The 23,713-nt window shown below is 49.8% G+C and carries 18 protein-coding genes and 1 pseudogene; 2 read left to right on the top strand and 17 right to left on the bottom strand.

Annotated features, from left to right (window positions below; translation table 11 throughout):
- The first annotated feature begins 275 nt into the window (after positions 1-275).
- On the top strand, positions 276-1,448 hold the full coding sequence (locus ACI1P2_RS20215; RefSeq protein ID WP_355321997.1) for an ROK family transcriptional regulator: 1,173 nt from the start codon (positions 276-278) through the stop codon (positions 1,446-1,448).
- 267 nt (positions 1,449-1,715) lie between these two features.
- On the opposite strand, the gene ACI1P2_RS20210 is transcribed toward ACI1P2_RS20215, so the two are convergent.
- The 3 genes from ACI1P2_RS20210 to trxB form a co-directional block, all read right to left on the bottom strand.
- Entirely contained in the window at positions 1,716-3,131 is a 1,416-nt protein-coding gene (locus ACI1P2_RS20210; protein WP_355321995.1) for a DNA-binding protein, read from the bottom strand.
- Between the two features lie 201 nt (positions 3,132-3,332).
- Positions 3,333-3,563 carry a glutaredoxin family protein gene (locus tag ACI1P2_RS20205; protein WP_355321993.1) on the bottom strand — a complete coding sequence of 77 codons (231 nt, stop codon included), beginning with the start codon at positions 3,561-3,563 and terminating at the stop codon, positions 3,333-3,335.
- A gap of 226 nt (positions 3,564-3,789) precedes the next feature.
- Positions 3,790-4,731, bottom strand: coding sequence for a thioredoxin-disulfide reductase (trxB, locus tag ACI1P2_RS20200; RefSeq protein WP_355321991.1), 942 nt, complete (start codon positions 4,729-4,731; stop codon positions 3,790-3,792).
- A gap of 446 nt (positions 4,732-5,177) precedes the next feature.
- On the opposite strand from trxB, the gene ACI1P2_RS20195 reads away from it, so the two are divergent.
- A complete protein-coding gene (locus ACI1P2_RS20195; RefSeq protein ID WP_355321989.1) occupies positions 5,178-5,915 on the top strand; it encodes a ZIP family metal transporter in 738 nt (245 codons plus the stop codon).
- Positions 5,916-6,006: 91 nt separating this feature from the next.
- On the opposite strand, the gene ACI1P2_RS20190 is transcribed toward ACI1P2_RS20195, so the two are convergent.
- From ACI1P2_RS20190 to ACI1P2_RS20125, 14 genes and pseudogenes are all read right to left on the bottom strand, one after another.
- Positions 6,007-7,974 carry a heavy metal translocating P-type ATPase gene (locus ACI1P2_RS20190; RefSeq protein WP_355321987.1) on the bottom strand — a complete coding sequence of 656 codons (1,968 nt, stop codon included), beginning with the start codon at positions 7,972-7,974 and terminating at the stop codon, positions 6,007-6,009.
- Positions 7,975-8,289: 315 nt separating this feature from the next.
- Positions 8,290-9,315: a hypothetical protein gene (locus ACI1P2_RS20185; RefSeq protein WP_355321985.1), complete on the bottom strand. Its 1,026-nt coding sequence runs from the start codon at positions 9,313-9,315 to the stop codon at positions 8,290-8,292.
- Positions 9,316-9,699: 384 nt separating this feature from the next.
- Positions 9,700-10,869 (bottom strand): RNA-guided endonuclease InsQ/TnpB family protein, encoded by a 1,170-nt coding sequence (locus ACI1P2_RS20180; RefSeq protein ID WP_355321983.1) that lies wholly within the window; start codon positions 10,867-10,869, stop codon positions 9,700-9,702.
- Positions 10,866-11,273: pseudogene (gene tnpA / locus ACI1P2_RS20175) on the bottom strand (IS200/IS605 family transposase). The gene ACI1P2_RS20180 and the pseudogene tnpA overlap by 4 nt, the downstream one beginning before the upstream one ends.
- Positions 11,274-11,548: 275 nt before the next feature.
- Complete coding sequence (cyoD, locus tag ACI1P2_RS20170; RefSeq protein ID WP_355321981.1) at positions 11,549-11,881, bottom strand: cytochrome o ubiquinol oxidase subunit IV; 333 nt, start codon at positions 11,879-11,881, stop codon at positions 11,549-11,551.
- Positions 11,882-12,487 carry a cytochrome o ubiquinol oxidase subunit III gene (cyoC, locus tag ACI1P2_RS20165; protein ID WP_355321979.1) on the bottom strand — a complete coding sequence of 202 codons (606 nt, stop codon included), beginning with the start codon at positions 12,485-12,487 and terminating at the stop codon, positions 11,882-11,884.
- Positions 12,487-14,463 (bottom strand): cbb3-type cytochrome c oxidase subunit I, encoded by a 1,977-nt coding sequence (locus ACI1P2_RS20160; RefSeq protein ID WP_355321977.1) that lies wholly within the window; start codon positions 14,461-14,463, stop codon positions 12,487-12,489. Before ACI1P2_RS20160 ends, cyoC begins: the two co-directional genes overlap by 1 nt.
- A 24-nt stretch (positions 14,464-14,487) precedes the next feature.
- Complete coding sequence (gene cyoA / locus ACI1P2_RS20155; RefSeq protein ID WP_355321975.1) at positions 14,488-15,480, bottom strand: ubiquinol oxidase subunit II; 993 nt, start codon at positions 15,478-15,480, stop codon at positions 14,488-14,490.
- A 331-nt stretch (positions 15,481-15,811) separates the two neighbouring features.
- Positions 15,812-16,084, bottom strand: coding sequence for a hypothetical protein (locus ACI1P2_RS20150; RefSeq protein ID WP_355321973.1), 273 nt, complete (start codon positions 16,082-16,084; stop codon positions 15,812-15,814).
- Between the two features lie 428 nt (positions 16,085-16,512).
- The gene (locus ACI1P2_RS20145) at positions 16,513-18,186 is read right to left on the bottom strand and encodes an ABC transporter substrate-binding protein (protein ID WP_355321971.1); all 1,674 of its coding nucleotides are present in this window, start codon (positions 18,184-18,186) and stop codon (positions 16,513-16,515) included.
- Positions 18,187-18,211: 25 nt separating this feature from the next.
- Positions 18,212-19,117 (bottom strand): carbohydrate ABC transporter permease, encoded by a 906-nt coding sequence (locus ACI1P2_RS20140; RefSeq protein ID WP_355321969.1) that lies wholly within the window; start codon positions 19,115-19,117, stop codon positions 18,212-18,214.
- A gap of 13 nt (positions 19,118-19,130) precedes the next feature.
- Positions 19,131-20,126, bottom strand: coding sequence for an ABC transporter permease (locus ACI1P2_RS20135; protein WP_355321967.1), 996 nt, complete (start codon positions 20,124-20,126; stop codon positions 19,131-19,133).
- A 153-nt stretch (positions 20,127-20,279) separates the two neighbouring features.
- Positions 20,280-21,887: a response regulator transcription factor gene (locus ACI1P2_RS20130; protein WP_355321965.1), complete on the bottom strand. Its 1,608-nt coding sequence runs from the start codon at positions 21,885-21,887 to the stop codon at positions 20,280-20,282.
- The gene (locus ACI1P2_RS20125) at positions 21,880-23,631 is read right to left on the bottom strand and encodes a cache domain-containing sensor histidine kinase (RefSeq protein ID WP_355322134.1); all 1,752 of its coding nucleotides are present in this window, start codon (positions 23,629-23,631) and stop codon (positions 21,880-21,882) included. Before ACI1P2_RS20125 ends, ACI1P2_RS20130 begins: the two co-directional genes overlap by 8 nt.
- Positions 23,632-23,713: the final 82 nt, after the last annotated feature.

The raw sequence follows: 23,713 nt of genomic DNA, 5'->3' as shown, positions 1-23,713 counted from the left end.
GTATGCTTCCGAAGTGCGTTTTTTCAAAACGCTTGAGTTGAATGAAGCTAGGGACTGAGGAGCGGAGCGTACTTGGGGTACGTGAGCACCTGAAATGTTTCCGCAGGAAACATGCTTCGGAAGCATCCCCTTAGTCCCGGCTGAATACAAGATTCGATGTCGAGTCCGCTTCCTGATTGACTTCGTGATCAAAAGATGACTTTTTGAACAACCTCTATAAATCATATATGGAGAAGAGCTCCAACAATAATCGTCTGAGAACAGGAAGTGGATCCATGAACGTCACGGGTGATCAGGCACTCGTTAAAAAGCTAAACAGATCGATTGTGCTCGATACCATCCGGCTCCATGCGCCCTTGTCCCGCGCACAGGTCTCGGTACGTACCGGACTGAACAAAGCCACGGTTTCCAATCTGGTCTCCGAATTAATGACAGACCAGTTGGTGCGCGAAACAGGTCCCGGAGAATCCAGCGGGGGAAGAAAGCCGCTGATGCTGCTGTTTAACCGCAGCGCCGGTTATGCCATAGGACTGGAGTTAAGCGTAAGTTATGTAAAAGGGGTTTTAACCGATCTGGATGGCCAGATCGTGGAGGAACGGAATGCTGCGCTTGAGGCTACTGATGTCACTTCCGTGCTTGATACGATGCGCGGTATGATCCATCAGCTTATCCAGGCTGCCCCCTCCTCCCCTCACGGTATCGTCGGCATCGGCATTGGTGTGCCGGGGATGGTGGATGCAAAGGGCACCGTTCTGTTCGCCCCCAATCTTGGCTGGGACAACACCGAGCTGCGCCAGCCGCTTGAACGGGAGTTCAGCCTCCCTGTTACGGTGGACAATGAAGCGAATGCCGGAGCACTGGGCGAGCTACATTACGGTATGGGTGCCGATGACCGGCAGCAGCCGCGGCATCTCGTCTACATCAGCGTAGGTTCAGGGATCGGCTCCGGCATCATCATGGATGGCAAACCATACAAAGGCGCATGGGGGTATGCAGGCGAGACCGGGCATATGTCCATCGCCTGGGACGGCCTTCAATGCTCCTGCGGCAGCCGGGGTTGCTGGGAGCTCTACGCTTCAGAAAGAGCCTATGACCACACGGCTTACAACCTGCCGTCCAGCAGCACGGCGCAATTGCTTGAGCTTGCCGGCCAAGGAAACGAGGCAGCCCGGCGCTTGTATGAAGAAATCGGTATGTATCTCGGGATCGGCATAACCAATATCGTGAACAGCTTTAACCCGGAGCTCATTATTATCGGCGGCCATCTCTCCGAAGCCCGCCAATGGCTTGAGCCTTCACTGCAAAGCAAGGTTGCGGAGCGCACGCTGCCCTACCACAGGAGGGAGCTGAATATCCGTTTCTCACAGCTCGGCAGCCGCTCCACCGTGCTGGGCTCATCCTATTCCGCGATCTCCGCTTATCTGGGCCATGTCCGTGTGTCTGTGTAGAAGTGCTCAAAAGCATAGGCAAACAGCCCCAAGCTCTTCCGAGCGGGGCTGTTACCACAGGCTGGACATAACTCCGCCTCCCTGTTCCCTGTTATCTCTTTTTAAGATATCAGAAAGTATAAACTCCCTGGAATAATCCTCCTGATATCGCAAGAAAAACTACTGTTAAACGCGGTCCGTCTTCTGTGAATGTACGTCGATAGACGTTTTTCTTATATCAGCCCCACACCATGGCCCCAATATCCTACTCCTTCAGCCATCGAGGCACTAGCCTTGAACACCTGGACCGACAGCACGATGACTGTTCTCCTGAGCTTCATTGCTTTCCACCTTTCCGCAAATATAGGCATACAGATACTGCAGCCGAACCGTAGCATAATTGCGGTATTGTTCAAATAAAGTCATGCATTTGATGATATGATCCTGCTGGTTGATTTGAACTGAAAGATGGAAGCTGTCCAGAATGTTTTGCAGTCCTTCCTCAAACCGTTCTTTTCTGAAGTGGTATACAGCAAGATGCCGATAATACGAAGCAAGACGGACAAAATTAAACTCCTCTTTGTACCAGTTCTCCCAGTGACTCGGATCCGTGACACTGTAATAATTCAGATGGTCGGCGAACAACTCCAGCTGCTCATCGATATCATAACCGTACTTGTTTGCGGATTCCAGAAGCGTAATCACGCCCTCAAGAATCTCTTCCGGCTGCTCCAGCAGCAGCTGCACATAAGGAGCAACCGCACTTTTCTTGCCCATCTTGACGTCTACACACATCGTGTTGGCCTTGGCGAACATCCGGAACAGCTCAACATAACGCCGCCCCGACTCATCCAGATCACCGAACCAGCCCAACTCCGCATACTCAGCAATAAATTGCTTGGATTCCTTATACCTTCCAGAATATTCATAAGCGCTGGCCTTAAGGAGGCGGCTCTTGCCGTAATAAAATACCAGCGGACGCCGGAGCTCATACCGTTCAGCATCCCATTCACGTCTGCTTGTCCGGCATAATCCCTCGGTCAGTTCACGCAGCTCATCCGAGTAAAATATAACTTTATCCCACTGCTGTTTGACCGTAAAAAATTCAGCCAGCATATGCAATCCGTCAAGCGCAAGAGCCTCGGGAAGCCGCCAGCGGTAGGAATGAAAACGCAGAGCTGACTCCAGATTGCTGCGCTCATCCTTCTCGTGAATTTGAAAAAGGCGGAGATGGCTGACTGCGAGCCGTTCGGAATGACTGTACTTTTCGCTTTCAATGACACGCTCGTAGAGAAGCAGCGCCGCCGCATGCCAGCTCTTCTCATACATCATCTCGGCGGTATCGAAAATGTCAGGGATATGCGATAAATTATCCGCCAGACAGTCCAGCACCTTGTTGATGCAGTTTAGCTTCTTTAATTGCGCACTGCGAAGCAGAAACGGACGCAGACGCCTCCAGTGGGCAGCTGTCTCGCGGAAACACTCATCCGCGTACATTTCATACAGAGCTCCCTCGGGCAGCCCCATGCCTGCCGTGATCAGGTCAAGCTGACCGGGCGAAATTTGCCTGGGAGGATTCCCGTTAATGATGCCGCTGAGCGTTCCCCTGTTAACGCCGGATGCATCCGCGAAGCTCTGAAGCGTCTGTCTCTCACGTCTGATATGCTCTTCCAGTTGTGAACGAATCGTGGTGTTAGGATCCAAGTTAACACCCCCCTGTAGACTGGATAATTCCTTTCCTTAAAACACAAATAAATTGCAAGCCATAATTGAATATACCAAGAGTATATGTCTAATTTTTACAGCAGTCAATCAATTTGCATCAAATTAAACAAAAGAAGCCGCTACCTTATTTAAGGCATCGGCTTCTATAATATTTAGGATGAAGTTCGTTGATACAGGAACTTATTTGTTCAGAACTTTGGCAAATTGGGTTTTATTCATACCCGAAATACGTGCATCGCCAATCAGCGTCAGAGGCACGGCACGAACGCCCATGTCCCATACTTCCTGCGCATAGGCTTCATTCGTTTCGATGTTGCGCTCCTCGAATTCAATCCCCTGCTCCGTCAGATAGCTCTTCACCTGCTTGCAATGCGGGCAGTTGGTAGATGTATACACGATCGCTTTTTCCATTTTAATCACCTCATTAAATTATAGAGGATGTTCAAAAAGTCATCTTTTGATCACGAAGGAAGTCAGGAAGCGGACTCGACATCGAATCTTGAATTCAGCCGGGACTTCCGGTGCTCACGTACCCCAAGTACGCTCCGCTCCTCAGTCCCTAGCTTCATCCAACCTTCTTGGTGCTGAAAACCTGACTTTTTGAACACTCACTTATAAACTGCGTTTACTTACTAAATCAAAGCGTAACTGAGCTGTGTTCCAGGCTTTCGATGTATTTTTCCGCATCCATCGCGGCCATACATCCGCTGCCTGCCGCTGTAATTGCCTGTCTGTAACGTGTATCCTGCACATCTCCGCAGGCAAAAATACCGGCGACATTCGTTTCGGAGGTGCCCGGAGTCGTTACAATATAACCGTTCGCATCGGTTGTAATCTGACCGTTCAGGAATCCGGTATTCGGATGATGCCCGATCGCGACAAATACGCCGCTGGCTTCGATCAGTTCTTCTTCACCTGTTCTATTATTCCTTACTTTCAATCCGGTAACCCCTTGTTCGGAAGCTGCCACTTCGAGCGGAGTGCGGTCCAAAGCCCACTCGATTTTTGCATTTCCGCGCGCACGGTCCTGCATGATTTTGGAGGCACGCAGCTCTTCGCGGCGGTGTACCAGCGTCACCTTCGAGGCAAAGCGTGTCAGGAAGTTCGCTTCTTCAAGAGCGGAATCTCCACCCCCGATCACAATAATCTCCTTATTGCGGAAGAAGAAACCATCGCACGTAGCGCATGTGCTCACGCCCCGGCCCACATTATCCTGCTCTCCCGGAATTCCCAAGTATTTGGCAGTTGCGCCGGTTGAAATGATCAGCGTTTCCGTAACAAGCTCACCGATTCCTTCCACATCAAGCTTGAAAGGGCGGCTGCTTGTATCCACACTGTTGACCCAGCCTGTCCGGAACTCCGCACCAAAGCGTTCAGCCTGCTTGCGCATATTGTCCATCAGCTCAGGTCCCATAATTCCCTCAGGAAAGCCCGGGAAATTCTCAACATCGGTTGTAGTTGTAAGCTGGCCTCCAGGTTGAGGACCTTCGATGATGAGCGGATTCATATTGGCTCTTGCCAAATAGATGGCCGCCGTAAGTCCGGCAGGGCCGGTTCCGACAATAATTGATTTATACATTGTATCAACCTCCAAGATTCAATCATCGTTATTGTACAGGTACAGGTTGCTTTTTTTGCATTCATACAAAATAATAGGGTCAGGCTTAAAATTATGAACCATCACAGCAAAGCCTTTTGCCGGGAATAGCATCATCCGTCCAGACAAAAGCATACATTAGAAGGTCTGAGTATCCGGAGCCTACGGCTTGACCGCAAGAGTCTGAGTCCTGCAGAAAGCAACTTGCTTATGGTTATAGAATTTATAAGTTTTCAGCGGAGCTGAACAATTCTATAACCTCAAGAAAAACTACTGCTAAACGCGGTCTGGCTTCTTTGAATGTACGTCGATAGATATTTTTCTTATACTCATTCTAAATTAATATTTATTATGCTGTACTGCCTGAAAAGAGTCAAATGAAGTTTTCATGAATGGTGAAAGATATATAAGTGGAGGAATTTGCGGCAATGAACGACGTCCTGATCGGCAGTTTTATATCTGCCTTGTCCACAGGAATCGGGGCTATACCGATTCTGTTTATGAGAAGAAATGTAACCCACCGTCTGCGCGACATTCTGCTCGCATACGCAGCAGGCATTATGACCTCGGCCTCCATGTATAACCTGATTCCCGAGGCGTTAGGCCATTCCAATTTATTTGTATTAACCGCAGGGCTGCTGCTGGGCGCGCTCGTGCTGCTTATTCTGGAGATGAACATCCCCCATATTGATTTGGAAAATCCCGATCAGGGTCCTTTTCTGCATATTGAGGCGAAGGCTTTTCTGATTGTTGCGGCGATTACGCTGCACAACCTTCCCGAGGGCTTATCCGTCGGGGTAAGCTATGCAAGTGAGGATCAGAGTCTGGGCAACCTGATCGCCTTCTCCATCGGTTTGCAGAACGCTCCGGAAGGCTTTATTGTCGCCCTTTTTCTCGTAAATCAGAATATAGGGCGGCTGAAGGCGCTTGGCATCGCAACACTGACAGGAGCCGTTGAGATTGTAACCAGCCTGATCGGGTACTACTTGAGCTCCTTTGTTACCGGCCTGGTGCCTTACGGTCTGGCGTTTGCCGCGGGTGCGATGATGTTCATTGTCTACAAGGAATTAATCCCCGAAAGCCACGGAGACGGCAATCAACGTACTTCAACCATATCTTTTTTGCTCGGACTGCTTACAATGATCGGTCTGACGGAATGGCTTTAATTCACGAAAAAAAGAGCGGCTCCGCCATCTGCCGAACAGATTGGCGGGGCCGCTCCTATGCATAACATCTTCAGTAATTAACAAGTGCTGTTCATCCGAAACTTCGGGAGCGAAGCAAACGAAGCCCGTTCAGGATTACAAGCAGCGTACTTCCTTCATGACCGACTACCCCAAGCGGAAGCGCAATGTTCTCCAGGAAGTTGCCGGCGATCAACAGCAGAATGACTGTAATCGCAAAAATCATATTCTGCTTGATAATTCGCTGGGCTCGGCGGGCCAATGCAATGGTCGGGGCAATTTCCTCAATGCCGTCATTCATCAGAACGACATCGGCCACCTCCAGCGCCGCGCCGCTCCCGTTCATTCCCATCCCCAGTCCTACCGTCGCCGCTCCAAGAGCCGGCGCATCATTTACACCGTCTCCCACCATAACGACATGACCGTAACGCTCCCGCAAGCTTTTTACATAATTAACCTTATCTTCAGGGGTGAGTCCCGCATAAACCTGATCCACTCCGGCTTGGGCTGCAATCACCGCTGCCGTTTCATAACGGTCGCCCGTCAGCATGACCACCTTGACCCCCATGCTGCGCAGACGCTGCACCGCTTCCGGGGCCTGCAGGCGCAGTTCATCACGTATGGCCATCAGTGCGGCAACCTGACCCTCATGCAAAATGACAGATACCGTCTTGCCTTCCCCTTCAAATCGGCTGCGTAGTTCTCTCCACTGTGTGGTATTCTCTACGCGATCAAGGATGTCGGTCCGCCCGATTTGCCAGCGTGTGCCATGAACTTCGCCTTCCATTCCCCAGCCTGTGAGCGATTGGACATTCACCGCCTCCGGCAGGGTGAGCAGCCGCTCAGACGCTTTCTTCACTACCGCTCTTGCCAGCGGGTGCATGGAGAACGCTTCGATGGCTGCAGCCGTTGAAAGCACCTCATCCGCATCATATCCCTCGGCTGTCACCCAATCCGTTATAAGCGGCGCCCCGACAGTCAGCGTGCCTGTTTTGTCAAATGCCACGACAGATGTCAAAGCCATATTCTCAACATGTGCCCCGCCCTTAAACAGGATTCCTTTACGCGCTCTGTTGGATATGGTGGACAATACCGCCGGCATGATGGAAGAAACCAAAGCACAGGGCGACGCCACTACCAGAAATACCATCGCTTTATAGAAGGCCTGCTGCCAGCTCCAACCCAGCAGAAGCGGAGCACCGGCGATGAGCAAGAGGGTGACGCCTATCACAATCCGTGCATAGACGGATTCAAAGCGCTTGATAAAACGCTGCGAGTCCGGTACCTCCGTCTGCGCTTCCTCCACCAGCCTTATAATTTTGGCAAAGAGCGTTTCCTCGGTATTTTTCGATACCTCAATGTACAGTACACCTTCCCCGTTCAAAGTGCCCGCATACACTTCATCTCCCGCTGTTTTGTCCACAGGCACCGACTCTCCTGTAATGGACGCCTGATTGACAGCAGAAAGTCCTTTGCTAACACGCCCGTCGGCTGGAATCAGCTCGCCTGGCTTGACGAGCAGCAGATCGCCTGGAACGAGCTCCTCTATGTTTACTGTTTCCATATCCTTACCGGTAAGACGAAGAGCGGTCTCAGGCTTTAACGCCATCAACTCCGAAATATCCTTGCTGCTGCGCTCGTTCGTATAGCTCTCCAGCGCACCGCTGAGCGCAAATATGAAGATAAGCATGGCCCCCTCGTTCCAGTAGCCAATAGCGGCAGCTCCGAGCGATGCCGCGATCATCAGCAGATTTACATCCAGATCACGCTCTTTCACCAGTGTTTCTATACCTTCCCGTGCCTTGCTCCAACCGCCGAGCGTATAGGACAAGATATACAGCACAATAGACAGCCAATACGACCAATGGGATATTCCCCAAGCCGACAACATCAGAACACCGCTCGCCATTGCAGTCTGTATTTCTTTATTTTTGAGCATGCTGCCCAGCTGAAACTGGCGTTTGCGGCCGGGTCCCTGATTGCCCGTTTGTGGCACAATAGCTTTGGCGGGTTGTGGTAAAGCATTGTTGATAGCCTGCATTTGTCATCACAGTCCTTTTCTAATTGAGAATGAGAGCCATTTTTACTGCCCTTAAAATGACACATGCTGCTTTGCCATAAAGGCAAAGCAGCATGTATAAATGAGAATGATAATCAATTTTGCAATTAATCAAATATTTTGTGTCGATGAAACTTTCTTGCTCCTATTATACGCCCTGCGCCCCGGAAATGTAAACAGGCCAAATTAAAAATAGGTGTTTACATGCAAAAAGGAACCTGCCCACGGCTCAGGGCAGATCCCTCTTTTTCGATGTCCAACTGCAGGAAAATGTCCGGTTAAGCGGACAAGAAGCTTTCATCCAAAAATTTGCCGCCTTGCTTCACCACCGTGATTCTGCCGAAGTGCCAGCTGTGCGGCTTTAAGTTTAAAGAGCGCCACCTCAGACGGAGGGCAAACGATTCCTGAAACGCCCGATTGAAAGGCTGGCTCCATATTCTCATCAACATGGCTGAGAATGGCCCATATCTCCATGGCGGGCCTGATCCTGCGTACAGATTTCACCATGTTATTAAGTTCAGCGTAATCCGGAAGCATTTGCGTGTAATCAATAAAGAGCAAATCGGTATAATATGCAAGTTCAGCGGAGGCAGCCGATACGGAATGGTCAGCAGACAGCAGGCCACCGATGCGGTAAGGCAGGCTGCGGTAGTAAGTCCATAATGTTTGCTCGGCTACAGCATCCACCCATTCGCGCAGCTTTCTGAATGCATCTCCTGCTCCGGGATTGGCAATCACAATCTCGGGCACCGGCTCCCACCCGTTCTTCATAGCCTTAAGCGCTGCACGCATGACCGCCTCCAGCTGCTGATCCAGGAAATGATCCTTATGCGGAGAGACACCTGATTCCTGTACCAGAGACACAGTTACCGGCTGCCCTTGCATATGCTCAAACCAGTGCTCATACTCGTGCTCAAGCCTGCTGATGATCCGGTCGGACAGTAAACTGTGCTCCTCAGGATCATTGGCAGACCTGCAGGACTCAACCAAATCAGCTAATCTTCCCTCCTGCCGCAGTCCACCATTGAAGAGACAAAGTCCATCAGCCTTTTTCCCGTGTGATACTGGCCTGCTTCCCCAACGGGCGTTTAGCCGCAGCCGCGAATACCGGAAATCGTCACACCATTCCAACAGTGTGTTCATCGCTGAATTTTGAGATATCTGAAATAAGTTTGTGTCCGTATGCCGCCGGACTGCGTCCTCCAAAAAATGTTGCAGCAATGCATTCGGTTTGCTCATAACACCTCTCTGAACAAGCTCCACCAGCAAAGGAACAGATTCGCTGCTTATCGCAGTCTCCTCCTTATCCAAATCGTATTCCATGGATACACCTTCCTTTCGTACCGGCTCACTAATGAAGCAAGTTTCGGTAAGCGCTTACCAAGATGTAGAACTGCATTTCTCCTCTAGCGTATTAAGCTGACAATGGATTTATACTCCTATGTCTGTGTAATTCTCCAATCAAAAACCTGTTCCCGTCACCATGGACAGATGATTGGTATATGGAGCTGAGTTTGGTCAATGAACCTCCCCTACTTACGCTTGACTTAGAAGTAGGGGTTTCTTACCAGCCACGCCGTTACTTTCTGCAAACAAATAGGTTGGCTATTTGATTTCGCTGCCAGCAGCGGAAATCTAACGGGGTAGTTCAGTAAGCAACACTTCTGCAAGTGGGTGGGAACTCACCGTCTACTACTTCTCGCTCATCTAAGCGATCCGTAGATACTTGATCGATTTCGTTTCGCCCAAATATCGGATTTCTCCATGCAGATATTTGGACAATATTCCTTTGCTTCCATGAACGTCTCGATGTTCTTCATAGCCGCAGGAACAGGTGTAATTTCTTGTAGAAGTCTTTTTCCTTCTACCGCAACAAGGACATTGTTGACTCGTGTAGCTTTCATCCACCTGTTTCACGCTTGTTCCATGGGCTTCAAGCTTGTATTCGAGTTGTTTCCGGACCTTGCCGAAGCTCCAATTGGATAACTTTTGCGTGACGGTTTTGCTTTTCTTCTTTTTCGTATGGCGTTGTACGCCTTCCACTTGGCCTATAACGACTTCCTTGACGTCATTTTCCGTACACCACTGAACAAATTGCTTGGTTGTTTTATGAATGACATCCTGGAGTTGACGCTCGCTTTTGCCGAGGATGTAGGTTTTGGCTTTCTTGTACTTTTTCCATTGCCGACTGCCCTTTTGGCATTTGCTCATCCGCTTCTGGATTTCGGCCAGTTTCTTGTTGCGTAACCGATGAATGCTTCTGGCTTTTCTTCCCGTAATGAGGATGGACTGATTTGCAGTGGTCGTTGCTGCGATCGAGTGAATCTCTCCCAAATCCACACCTACAACCTCGCTGCCCTCGTTGACTTTGGCCATTTCCCCGTCCTCATAGCAAAGAGAAACCATCATTTTTCGGTCATACACCAGTTCGATTTCTTTGATCTCGGCATCAGGCAAGTCGGCCACGACGATCTGAATCGGTTGCTGGCGCTTTCCATTCTGGATGCCTAAGCTTAATTGGATAGTGTTGCCCTCGATTTTGAACGATTGGTCTACCCATTTCGTGTTGAAATACTTCTTGTTTTTATAGGGGTATTTGGTCTTCAGACCTTGCCTTTTCGCTTGCCTTGCGCTCTCGCGGGCAAACAAATATTTATGACAAACAGCCTGTACAGACTGGGAGTGAAGGGGGAATCGATTTTTTATAGCGGCTTGAAGTTTGGTTTGTCCAATCCATTTTCCATCGTGTTGCATAAAATAGTTCTTGGCGATGGACAGACACTCATTCCAGACTTCGGCTGAAATCCGGTTGCACGCAAACAGTCGGTCCAGATCGGCTTTGGAAGTTCGGAATGCGGTTTTGACACAGCGAATCACTCCACTCTCACCTCCTTCCCTGGATGCTCAATATAGGTTTTCCATACTTCCGGAGGGGCGCCGCCCACGGTAATCAGACAGTAACTTTACGACCAGAAATATTGTTTCCACAATTTCTTTTTTACATCGGGGAAACTTTCTTGATAGGACGAGAGCTGGCACTCTTAATCGTTGATACATTGGGATAGTTCCGTGTTGGGATGCGCCTTGAAAAGCACATGAATAGGATCGCGATCGTGATGCTATTCTCTTCATGCCATATGATCGTTTGCTCCAATGCGTTCAAAAATGCTTTTCCAATCCTCTGAGATCTCATCCGTCAGCACTTTTCTACGATATTTGATACAAAGGATGAGATGGTAGTTTAGAGAGAACACTGAATGAATATTGGGGTCTAATTTCATCTACACACCAACCTTGGGGGTCGGGTAGAGGCGAAATTGAAACGTGATTTACACGATGGGTCACCGCCTTAACGAGAACGTATATTCCCATCATACCACACAAATACTCGACTAGGAAAGCACGAGCCTTATACAATAGACAAGTGCATGTAGGATTCGCCTAACCGAGATTCATCCCCTACCTGCAGAGGAAGGGGACTTCTCACGGAAACATGTTAAAAAAGGACCTCAAATCCTACACAATTGTAGGATTTGAGGTCCTTTGGTTTAGATCATTAATGAGCAACCATATTGTAAGTCATGATCCAGATCGATCCGCCTACAATCGTCAGCAGGATGACAACCCCGAGGATCAGGGTCATAACATTCCATTTTGGTCCATCTCCCTCACGGATATGCATGAAGAAGAAGAGCTGTACGATAAATTGCAGAACGGCGGTCACCAAAATGACAACCATGGTTGCGGTCCGGCCCATCATGTGATTTAAAACAACAACCAGCGGAATGATGGTCAGAACGATGGACAGAATAAAACCGATAACGTAGGATTTCATGGAGCCGTGGCTTTCATGCTCGTGCGAATCCGCGCCAGTGTGGTGCTGTGCCATCTACATCACCCCCATCAGATAGACAACTGAAAGTACGAAAATCCAGACAGCATCCAAAAAGTGCCAATACAAGCTGATCGCGGAGATTTTGCCTCTTGTCACATCTGTAATTCCCCGCTTCTTCAGCTGAATCATAAGGCCGATCATCCAGCAGATACCCACGGTAACGTGCAAACCATGTGTACCTACCAAAGTAAAGAATGCGGACAGATAAGCACTGGTCATAAAGGTAGCCCCTTCATGCACCATTTCTACAAACTCGTAAATTTCAAGCCCGAGGAAGCCCAAGCCGAGCAATACTGTGACAACCAGCCAGCCGAGAAGCTGTTTCAGGTTGCCTTTGTTCATGGCAAGCACGGCGATACCACTTGTGAAACTGCTCGTAAGCAGGAGGAATGTCTCAAGTACAACGCCTGTCATGTTGAAGATTTCCGGGCCTGGTCCTCCGGCCGTATTGTTCCGCAGCACTGCGAACGTAGCGAACAGTGTACTGAACAAAATGACGTCGGTAACCAGGAAAATCCAGAAGCCGAGCATTTTCAGTTCCTGAGGATCGTGATGCCCATGGTCATGGCCATGGCCATGATGTGATGTTGCTTGTGCCATTATACCGACCCTCCTCTTATAGCCGCTTCGGTGCGTTTGACTTCATCCACAGGGATGTAGTAGTCCGCGTCGTACGAGTAGAAGGAACGGGCGATCATACATGCCGCAACACCGAGCAAGCCTGGAATAATAAAGATCAACCAGCCGAATACAAAGCCGAAGCCTGCAACAAACCAGCACACCGACATAATGAACGGAATGGCCGAGTTCTTCGGCATATGAATCGGTTCGATTGGCTGTTCTTCCTTGTAAATTCCCTGTTTGCGGCGTTCTTTCTCTTCCCACCAGTCGTCGCGGTCTGTAACCTGCGGAATGGTAGCGAAGTTATACTCAGGCGCAGGAGATGGAATGGACCATTCCAGCGTCCGGGCATCCCAAGGATCGCCGGATGCTTTCAGCTTGCGGTAATGCTTAATGCCCATGCCGATTTGTGCTACCTGGAAGAGGAATGCAATCCCCATCAGGAACGCGCCGATCGTAGACACAAAGTTGAGCGGAGCCCAGCCTGTATCCCAGCCGTAGGTGCTGATCCGGCGGGTCATACCCATCAGACCAAGCGAATATTGCGGCAGGAAGCAGACATAGAAACCGATGTTCCAGAACCAGAACGCCCATTTGCCCAGGTTCTCAGGCAGGGAGAAGCCGAACATTTTAGGCCACCAGTAGTACAGACCTGCAAAATAACCAAACACAACGCCGCCGATCAGCGCGGAGTGGAAGTGGGCGATCAGGAAGTAACTGTTATGGAACTGGAAGTCTGCCGGTGCGACCGCCAGCATGACACCCGTCAGACCTGCGATCAGGAAGTTCGGTATGAACGCAATCGCCCACATCATCGGTGTAGGGAAGCTCAGCTTGCCGCGGTACATCGTGAACAGCCAGTTAAATACCTTAACCCCTGTCGGAATGGCTATCGCCATCGTGCTTATGGCGAAGAAGGCATTGACATCCGCGCCCGAGCCCATCGTAAAGAAGTGGTGAGCCCAAGTGAAGAAGGACAGGACGCTGATAATCAGCATCGCGAACACCATGGATTTATAGCCGAAAAGTCTCTTTTTCGCAAATGCGCTGATAACGTCCGAATAAATACCGAAAGCAGGAAGCACCACGATATATACCTCAGGGTGGCCCCACATCCAGATCAGGTTGATATACATCATCGGGTTGCCGCCCATATCAAGCGTGAAGAAATGCCCGCCGCCAAAGCGATCCAGGAACAGCAGTGCAAGTGTAACCGTCAGAATCGGGAATGCAAAAATGATAATAAGACAAGATGCGAATACCGACCATGTGAACATCGGCATTTTCATCCAGGTCATGCCCGGAGCACGCATTTTGATAATCGTCACGATAAAGTTAATGCCTGTTGCAAGTGAACCGATACCTGAGATCTGTATACCCCAGATATAGAAGTTTTGTCCTACGCCCGGACTATACTGCAGTTCCGACAAAGGCGGATAGCTGAGCCAGCCTGCATCCGGCGAACCGCCGATAACGAAGGACAGGTTGAACAGCATCGCGCCCATAAAGAACAGCCAGAAGCTGAGGGCGTTCAGGAAAGGAAAAGCAACGTCGCGCGCCCCGATTTGCAGGGGAACCGCGATATTGAAAAGACCGAACATCAGCGGCATCGCCATGAAGAGGATCATGATCGTGCCGTGTGTCGTAAATACCTGGTTATAGTGTTCAGGGTGCAGGAAGTTAATATCAGGAAGCGCGATTTGGGCACGCATCATGAGGGCATCCACACCACCGCGGAACAGCATCAGGATCGATGCCAGGATGTACATAATACCGACTTTCTTATGGTCAACTGTTGTCAACCAGTTTTTCCAGAGCCAGCCCCATTTTTTAAAGTAAGTCAGCACGAATAAAATCGCAATGGTTGCAAGTGCGATCGATACCATTGCCCCATAAATGAGGGGATCGCCGGTAACGAAAAAGAATTGTGCAAACTCAATCAATCTATCTAGCATTGGGGGCCTCCTTTCCCGAGATCATTAATGTCCTGAATGAGATGGACTTGCTTGAGCCTCTTCACTGCCGGAAGCCGATGTGGCCCCGACGGCAGACGCAGTCTCTGTTACAGCCGGCGCTTGCGCTCCGTGACCGCCATGAGGATTTTCGGAACCTTGTACCACGTACTTCGTAACAATCCGTTGGAACAAGCCTTCAGGGAAGGCGGAATAGGTTGTCTTCTGTCCCACGCCTGGCTGCGCGAGAGCGGTATAACCTTCTTCCGTAAGCGGGTTGTTCTCCTGCTTCACTTGTTGTACCCATTGGTTGTATTGGTCGCGGGTTACGGCATTCACGTCAAATCTCATTTGCGCAAAGTGCTCACCGCTGAAGTTCGCTCCGGAACCGTAATAAGTTCCCGGGTGATCCGCCTGCAAATGCAGCGTCATGGCCATGCCTGACATCGTATAGATCTGGCCGCCGAGCTGAGGAATCCAGAAGGAGTTCATCGGCGCATCCGACGTCAGTTCGAAGCGGACCGGCACGTCCTCGGGAATTGTAAGGGAGTTCACAGTCGCAATTCCTTCATCCGGATACATGAACAGCCACTTCCAGTCCAAGGAGCTAACCTGAATGGTGATCGGCTTCTCCGTGGAAGCCAAAGGCTTGGAAGGCTCCAAATCATACGTATATCTCGCAGTAATGACCGCAATTGCGATAATAATGACGATCGGAATCCCCCACCAGATAGTCTCCAGCTTCGCACTGTCATCCCAATGCGGCTTGTATTTGGCCTTGCTGTCCGGTCTGTCCCGGTAGCGCCAGACGATCACGAAAGTCATGATCATGACCGGGAGAATTACTACCAGGGCCAAAACGGTAGTAATAATAATCAGCTCTTTTTGCGCTTGACCAATTGGTCCTTGGGGATCGAAAACCCAGTAGCTTCCGCCCGAGAAAAAACACGTCCAAATGATCAAGGCTACCGTGAGCACGGTCAAAACCAATGCAATAATAGCTTTTGGTTTTTTGTTCATGATGTTCCCCTCTCCTTAAAATGTGCTCGAACTACACACCCATTTCAATCTGTCCTTATATAAGATAGCAGAAAATTACTCTCTTTTTTGTATTGTTAACAAATTTGTCGATATTTCTTTTGATTTTGTGAATTTAATCTCACAAAAATTTTTTTCACTTGAAATTCTGCTCCGGATCAGGTTCGGAATTCCGGCTAAAGAAAACGCTATCGACTCGGCTCCACCGTAGCCTTTAAAGCTTTATAAATTTTAAAAAAGACCTTCGACGCAGCCGCTTCCGCTCACCGAAGATCTTCTCATAGCAATTCTGATTCATGGATGCAGTCGGCTTCTAGCGAAAGTCATTGCCATCCTCTTGGTCTTCCTTTTTGCGCACAGCACCCATATATTTCCCTATAAAGTAAATAAATATACTTCCCACCACAAAACCAATACCAATCATCAGTCCCAAATTGCGGTCGCTGAAGAAGCTCAAATTGACCACAATGGTGATCAGGCCTATGATTAAAGCCGCCCAGAAAAAGAAAGTCATGGTTGCTACTGAGCGCTTCATCCGCTTGTCCTTTGTTTCTACTTTATCAATCGGCTGGGTTTTGTAAGACATAACAATGCCCTCCTTCCAAAGCTCATTTCCAAATCCCGATACCTTTTAAGTATCCCGCAGAAACAAGAAAACCATGTAATGCTTATTAAACAGAATGCAAGTCCCGGTAAACACCACCTTTTTATCTTGGAAGGGCAAATAGTCGAGAACAGGGGTAAGCTCGCTCCTGTTCCCGACTATTTCTAAAATAAGGAATATTAAAAAAATCCCTTTTGATTCTCGTTCTTTCTTGTAAAGTAGGAGTATGCACGAAGCAGCGGAGAGGACGAAGCAATTCCGGAAAAGCGGCAGCGTTCGCCTTTGACCCCAAATTTCTCCCTCGTCAAGAATAATTCATTGAAATTTGGGGTCAATAGCGATTGGAGGAATGGTTCGTTCTCGGAGCGTCTCAGAACAATTAACAATGAGAATTTAGATCAATGGAACTTTTAATTTCCGTTCCATAACTGGACGCGGTCCTTGATCAGTTGTGTATACTCCTGTTCCATTTTAACCGCTCCGGCCGCGTCCAGCTCCTGCAGCATTCCGTCATAGACCGCATCAAAGCTTTCCGATGAGCTCAGGATGGCTTCCGGGATGCGTTTGCGGATGATATCCTGCGTCTTCTGGAACGTGACATGGTAATCGGACCCTGTCTCAACAGTCAGATTGTAGGCTGCCCCCCACGGCTTGACCGGGAATTCCTCCTTATCCGGGAACAGCTCTTTCCAGGTCTCGACTCCATAAGCTTTTAACGTTTCTTTCTCTGGCTCGGAATAGGATGCGACAATCTGCTCCGGGAATTTGGTTGTATAATAATTGCCTGTGGAGTCTTTAACTCCATCGCCGTAATGCCCGCTCATCAACGTATACAGATCAATGCCGGTATTTTGTTGGAAGCTGGTGGCATTATTGCTCTTCTCGTTCTGCACGTCTTCGGGAATGACCCGCTTGCCGTCCTTCACGCTATAATGCTTACCCTCGATACCCCAGTTGAGCAGCACCTGCCCTTCTTCGGAAGCAAGAAAGTCAAGGAATTTAATAGCCCGCACCGGATCTTCACAGGAGGTGGTAATACCAACACCATAGCCTGAGGTAAAACCTGTATCCTGGAAGGAACGGTCTTTATATTCTTCCGACATGGTCACCGGGAAATGGGCATAGGATGCATCCGCTTTGCCGGCCGCTTTCAAGGCGTTTTCCGCGTCCTGATATCCCCACTCTTGATCGATTAGCCCAAGTACACGGCCGCTTGCGATCTTGGCCTTGTACTGGTCGTTTTTCTGGACAAAGCTATCCTTATCGAGCAGCCCTTCGTTGTACATCTTGTTCAGCCAACGGAAATATTCCTTTTCCTCAGGCCGCTTGTAATGCAGCTTGGCTTCATAGGTTTCAGGATCAATGTAGTATTCCCCGTCATCCGGGGCTCCGGTTGCCTGAAATGCCGGATTGGTCACCGTAATCATGATTCTCCAGTCATCGGCATCAAGGGTAAGCGGGATAGTGGGCTGCCCGTCAATCGTCGGGTGTTTCTCTTTGTAGGTTCTTAGCACGTTTTCAAAATCTTCGAGCGTTCTCACCTTCGGATATCCAAGCTCTTTCAGTACCCTATGCTGAATTTCAAATCCCCCCAGAGCGTCAAAGTAGGTCTGATTAACCCCGGCATACGAAGGGATAACGTAAATAGAGGGATCTTCAAGACTGTATTTCAGACGGTTCATGTATGGTCCATACAGCTTCTTCAGATTCGGCGCGTGTTCATTGATCAGATCCGTTAAATCAATCATGGCACCGGCGTCCACCAGCTTTGCCACTTCCGCTTTGGCAGACACCAAGTCCGGGTAATCGCCGCTGGCGGCCATAAGGGAAATTCGGTCTTTACCGCCGTCGCTGATTGCAAATTCCGCTTCAAGGGTAACCCCCGTCCGTTTAATGATCTCCTGTCCGACCTCGTCCTTCATACTATTCCACTGCGGGCTTGAGTCGGCACCAAAAAAAGTGAACGTAATCGGATCTGTTTCGCTGCCGGACGCCGCCGGTTCTTTCCCTCCCCCGCAGCCTGCGAGCAGAGAAAACGACAGAAGCGGAATGAGTGCGAATTTGGTTAGTTTTTGTGGTTTCATGTAAATTCCTCCCGATGAATAGGGTTCAGGACTTGACAGCACCAAGCGTCATGCCTCCGACAAAATATTTTTGCAGAAAGGGGTAGACCAGCAAAATAGGCACGGTTACGACAATAGTGATGGCCATCTTGATGGATTCCGGCGAAATTTGCGCCATTTGCTGAGCCATGTCGTTTATATTTCTGACCGAGCCGCTGCCACCCTGCTGGGTGCTCTGGAGCACCTTCATGAGCTCGTACTGGAGCGTGGTAAGATGCTTTTTCGAGCCATTGTACAAATACGTATCAAACCAGGCATTCCACTGCCCTACAGCCAGAAAGAGGGCGATCGTTGCCAATACAGGTTTGCAGAGCGGAAGAATGATGCGCCAATAGATGGTAAAGTCATTAGCCCCATCCAGCTTCGCCGATTCCTGCAGCGCATAGGGCAGGCCGTCAATATACGAACGTACGACAAACACATTAAATGCGCTCACAATCCCGGGCAAAATGTATACCCAGAAGGTGCCGATCAAGTGAAGATCACGCATCAGAATGTAGACGGGAATCAAACCACCGGAAAAGTACATCGTCAGGGCCAGAAATACGGAAACGAATCTTCTGCCCTGAAAATCAACTCTGCTCAGTGTGTAGGCCAGCATCGAGGCGCTGAGCAGACCCAGCAGGGTGCCTGCAATCGTGCGCAGAATTGAAATTTGCAGCCCTTGAATAAGCCCTTCATACTGAAAAATGGTCTTGTAATTCTCCAGCGTAAACTGCCGGGGCCAAATATAAATACCTCCCCGGACGGTATCCATCGAGTTATTAAATGAAATGGCCAGCACATTAAGGAAGGGGTACAGCGTTATGACAAGCACCATAATCATGAACAGGATATTGAAGAGATCAAACAGCTTCTCCGATCGTGTCGCATTGAAGGCTTTGTTGGTCATCCAGGCTCCTCCTTTACATAATGCTTTCTTTTGTAAACTTCTTGAACAGGCCGTTAGCCGTGAACAGCAGAATAATGCTGACGACCGAATTAAAGATGCCGATGGCCGTTCCGTAGGAGAACCTGCCCATATTTAGACCGTAATTCAGAGCGTACAGATCCAATACCTCCGAATAATCCGTGACCAGACTGTTACCCAGCAAAAATTGCTTTTCAAAGCCGATGCTGATCAGATGACCGATGGACATAATGAACAGCACCGCAATGGTAGAGCGGATACCCGGCAATGTAATATGCCAGATTTGCCGCAGCCGACTCGCTCCATCCACGCGGGCGGCCTCATATTGCTCCTGATCAATGCCTGTAATGGCCGCCAAATAAATGATCGTATTCCAGCCCGTTTCCTTCCACACATCGGAAGCGGTTACAATATACCAGAACCAGCTTCCCTTTGCCATGAACTGAATGGGCTCGTCGATCAGGTGAAGTCCCATGAGCACGTCATTAACAATGCCGCCGTCAATCGACAGCATTTTGGTAACGATGCCGGCAACAACTACCCAGGATACAAAATGGGGAAGGTAAGAGACGGTCTGCACAAATCTTTTGAACATCATCCCCTTCAGCTCATTCAGCAGAACCGCGAACAGGATCGGCACAGCAAAGCCGAAAATAATGCCCAGCCCGCTCATCGCCAGTGTGTTCCGCAGCACCAGGTAAAAGCGTTCGTCCTGAAAAAGCTCGGCAAAGTGCTTGAAGCCCACCCATTTCTGCTCGCTGAAGGAACGGGCCGGCTTGTAATCCTGAAATGCCATCGTCCAGCCCCATAATGGAAAGTAGCTGAAAACAAACACCCATATTACAAAAGGCACCGACATCAGGTACAGATACTTCTGTTTAACAGCGGTTTTCCAAAAAGATACCTTGTACCGTTTCTCCCCCTTTTTATCCTTGGAGGTATTGCGGGAAGCCCTCTTGTTATGCGGCGTGGGATTGGTTAACGTGTCCATAACAGTCCCCCTTTTTCTTATTACTAAAATGATATCGCTTACATATACAATTGGATACCCGATGAATTAGAGGGAAAATCCGGTCATTTTTAGACATTTCCGCTTTACCTGCCCGAAAAAGAACCCGGACACAGGTCCGGGCTTCGCTTCACTTCATTTCATCTCATCTCGCTCCAGCCTCTCCTTCTCCCGGATTAAGCTCCGGTATACGGAAGGCGGGCAGCCTGCATATTTTTTGAATTTTGCATGAAAGTAATCCGCATTGGCATAACCTACATGCTTCGCCACCCACTGCACCTTCTTTCCCTCAGCCAGCAGCCGCTTGGCATTCCCGATCCGCACCTTATCCAGATAAAGATTAAACGGCTCACCAGTATAATTCCTGAACAGCTTCCCCAGATAAGAGCTGTTATAATTGAAGGTTTCCGCCAGCAGCTCCAGCTTCAGATTTTCCCCGTAATGTGCATCAATGAAGCCCACGATCTGTTTCATCACCGTCTCTTTGCTGCCTGCGGACAGGCTTGCCATCAACTGCTCCAGCCGCAGCCGTACCCGATCTACCAACTCGGGGAGTGAGCGCTGTCCATAGATTTCCGCAACCAGGTCGGCCGTCTCGAAGGTCGAACTGCTCCCTTCCCGCCCTGCCATAAATTTATTCAGGGCAAGCGTCAGAACTCGGGCAAAACCCTCTTTGACAGACTGCTCGCTGCTCTCGCGGGTCAAGCACGCCTTCTCCATGTCCTGCAAGATCTGGGCAGCCGTCTCCTTGTTAGCCACCTCCAACGCGTAATAGAGCCGGTCCGCAAAATCCCTGGACAACATCCTGTATTCAGACTCATGAAAAGGTCTGCCGGAGCTCTCAAGCTCTTCCTGCCCCAGAGCCAGCCAGTCGGAATGAAGCAGAACCCTGTCTCCCCGAAATAGAAAATGCCGTTCCAAAAGGCGACTCGCAGCATCGCAGGATACTTTGAGCTGCCCCAGAGAGGTTACTTCCCGGCCGGCTGCGGCATATACGGCTGAGGCACAGGAAGATAACGCCCCACGAATTTCCTTCAGCAGCCTTGACGCCTGGTCCATACTCTTCAAGGACTGCCGCAGCAATATGCATGTATGGCCGCCCGCCGCAAACACGAAACCGTAACCCCGCTCACGACAGAGGCCGGATAGCTGTTCCTTGGCTGCCGCCATTTTCCCCATCCGGTCCGCATCGGGAAGATGGATATCCAGCATAATGACCTGGTAGGCAGGCCATTGAAGCTCCGGAGGGATGGACTCAGGCTCCGCCTCCCCGTCCGTATAGGTCTTCAGCAGCAAAGCTTCCAAGTAGTCGCTGTACCTGCGGTCTCCGCTAGCCCCTTGCCTTCCATCGACAGCCTTCCGACTCTCCAGCATGCGGTATATGCGCTGCAGTTCCTCAGCCATTTCATCCTCATCAACCGGCTTGAGCAAATAGCCGTCCGCCCCGATGCTGATCGCCTGCCGCGCATATTCGAAATCGGCGTACCCACTTAAAATGAGAAAATGGTGCGGTGTTCCCACCGCTTCCTCCTGTATTTTCCGAATGACATCCAGCCCGTTCATGCCGGGAAGCCTGATATCCATAATGATCAGATCAGGCTGTACACGCTCCAGCTTCGCCAAGGCTTCTCTACCGCTGCCCGCCGTATCCGCCACTCTGAAACCGAGAGCGTCCCAATCCATAATCGTGGTCAGCCCTTCCCGAATCGCCGGTTCATCATCAACGATCATTACATTATACATATGCTTCCTCCTCCACAGGCAAAGTAAAGCAGACCCTCGTTCCTTCTCCTGCCTTGCTGCTCATCCGGATTCCATACTGCTCCCCATACGTCAGGGTCAAGCGTTGATGCACATTCCGCATACCGATACGTCCGGCCTCCGGCTCTTCCTCTCCTGTGAAGGAAGCCTCTACCTGCTCCAGTCTGGACGTCTCCATGCCGCTGCCGTTATCCTCCACCTCGGTATGCAGGCTGCCGCCGCTCATTTTCACGCTCACCTTCACGGTAACCGGCTCCTCCTTATTTTCAAGACCGTGCACGACCGCGTTTTCCACCAGGGGCTGAATGATCAGTGGGGGAATATGCGCTTGCATTGTCGCATCATCCACGACTACTTCATAGTGCAGGCGTTCCCCATAACGGAACTTTTGAATTTCGAGATAGGAGCGCACCATCTCCAACTCCTCCTGTACTGTCGTATACCCACCGCCAATTTCAATATTTTTGCGCATTAGCTTCCCCAGCAGCCTCACAACCCTTGCAATGTCCTTTTCTCCCCTCATATGGGCCTTCATCCGGATCGACTCCAGCGCATTAAACAGAAAATGAGGATTGATCTGGCTGGCCATCATTTTCAGCTTGATGTCCTTCTGCGCCAGCTCAAGCCTGCTGTTCTGCTCGCTTGCATCCGCTACCTGCTGCATCAGCTGATGGATGCTCTCCACCATCCCGTTGAACTGGCGCGATAGATCGCCGATTTCATCTCCACCGTCCACCCTGGTGACGACATTCAAATCACCGCGCGCCACCGCATTCAAATCTTCACGCAACCGCTGCAGACGCCTTGTAATCAGGAGAGATATCATCGATACCAATATAAGCGCCGCAACCAGCACCATCAGTATGCAGATAAAACCGATCAGGCTGATCCGGTTGGCGCCGCTTACAATGCTATCCGTAGAGAATACGGATATGATCCTCAGACCGGTTATGCTCGACTGGGGCAGCAGTTCATCCACAACAATGTTGGCGGACTCACCGTTAATTTCCGCTTTGTAGGTTCCTTTGCCTTTATTGTGAAAATCAAAGCCCAGCTTCAGCTCTTTCAGCGTCCTCCCCACCATATCGGGATCCTTGGCGGCAACCACATATCCCTGCTCGTCGGCAATCATCGTGTTAAAGGGCTCCTTGCTGAGCATGCCGTTCAATTCATTTTGGTCCATGCCTATGACAAGCACACCGCTCGTCCTATGCTCCGGGAACGGAATTTGCCTGACCAGACTGAGCCTGTTCAGCAGATTGTCTTCCTCATCACGGATGTAATACCAATGAATCTCCGTCCCCGTGAGTGCTTCCTTAAACCAGAAAGTATTTTGCGTATCGGCATCCACAGGAATAAACTCCAAATTGTTGACCAGTGTCAAATTAAACGAATAAAAGCGTAGGCTGTCGATTTCACGGTACTGCTCCCTGTATTCCTTGAAATCATCGAACTCATGGTAGGCTCTGGTCAAATCCAGCATGCCCTTATAACGTGTGTTTACGACAGCGTTCAGGTTACTGTCAAACATGAGCTGGTTGGATGTATCCGTGGGTACGCGGAGCAGATTGCCCATCTGGGTCTTAATCTTTTCTACATTGTTGACGGTCTGTGCAATGGCGCTTTGCAGCGCCTGCTCGCGCAGATAGACTATCATCGCTCCTCCGACGAGCAGTACGGGGATCATCACGATCACCACATAAGAAAACAGCAGCTTGTTTCTCATCCGGACATTGTTGATAATGCGCGGTACTCCTCTCACAAATGCCGCCCCCTGTTTCTATAAGCGCTTTCATATTCCGTATAGC

Origin of the sequence: Paenibacillus jiangxiensis, assembly GCF_046098255.1 — a bacterium.
In the GTDB taxonomy this organism is placed as follows: domain Bacteria; phylum Bacillota; class Bacilli; order Paenibacillales; family Paenibacillaceae; genus Paenibacillus; species Paenibacillus jiagnxiensis.
This window is presented reverse-complemented; position numbering and strand designations above follow the sequence as displayed.

Bases quoted from the DNA above. Each gene is read 5' to 3' on its own strand.
- ACI1P2_RS20215 (WP_355321997.1), top strand. From the start codon at position 276: ATGAACGTCACGGGTGATCAGGCACTCGTTAAAAAGCTAAACAGATCG.
- ACI1P2_RS20205 (WP_355321993.1), bottom strand. From the start codon at position 3,563: ATGGAAAAAGCGATCGTGTATACATCTACCAACTGCCCGCATTGCAAG.
- trxB (WP_355321991.1), bottom strand. From the start codon at position 4,731: ATGTATAAATCAATTATTGTCGGAACCGGCCCTGCCGGACTTACGGCG.
- ACI1P2_RS20195 (WP_355321989.1), top strand. From the start codon at position 5,178: ATGAACGACGTCCTGATCGGCAGTTTTATATCTGCCTTGTCCACAGGA.
- ACI1P2_RS20190 (WP_355321987.1), bottom strand. From the start codon at position 7,974: ATGCAGGCTATCAACAATGCTTTACCACAACCCGCCAAAGCTATTGTG.
- ACI1P2_RS20185 (WP_355321985.1), bottom strand. From the start codon at position 9,315: ATGGAATACGATTTGGATAAGGAGGAGACTGCGATAAGCAGCGAATCT.
- cyoD (WP_355321981.1), bottom strand. From the start codon at position 11,881: ATGGCACAGCACCACACTGGCGCGGATTCGCACGAGCATGAAAGCCAC.
- cyoC (WP_355321979.1), bottom strand. From the start codon at position 12,487: ATGGCACAAGCAACATCACATCATGGCCATGGCCATGACCATGGGCAT.
- ACI1P2_RS20160 (WP_355321977.1), bottom strand. From the start codon at position 14,463: ATGCTAGATAGATTGATTGAGTTTGCACAATTCTTTTTCGTTACCGGC.
- cyoA (WP_355321975.1), bottom strand. From the start codon at position 15,480: ATGAACAAAAAACCAAAAGCTATTATTGCATTGGTTTTGACCGTGCTC.
- ACI1P2_RS20150 (WP_355321973.1), bottom strand. From the start codon at position 16,084: ATGTCTTACAAAACCCAGCCGATTGATAAAGTAGAAACAAAGGACAAG.
- ACI1P2_RS20145 (WP_355321971.1), bottom strand. From the start codon at position 18,186: ATGAAACCACAAAAACTAACCAAATTCGCACTCATTCCGCTTCTGTCG.
- ACI1P2_RS20140 (WP_355321969.1), bottom strand. From the start codon at position 19,117: ATGACCAACAAAGCCTTCAATGCGACACGATCGGAGAAGCTGTTTGAT.
- ACI1P2_RS20135 (WP_355321967.1), bottom strand. From the start codon at position 20,126: ATGGACACGTTAACCAATCCCACGCCGCATAACAAGAGGGCTTCCCGC.
- ACI1P2_RS20130 (WP_355321965.1), bottom strand. From the start codon at position 21,887: ATGTATAATGTAATGATCGTTGATGATGAACCGGCGATTCGGGAAGGG.
- ACI1P2_RS20125 (WP_355322134.1), bottom strand. From the start codon at position 23,631: ATGAGAAACAAGCTGCTGTTTTCTTATGTGGTGATCGTGATGATCCCC.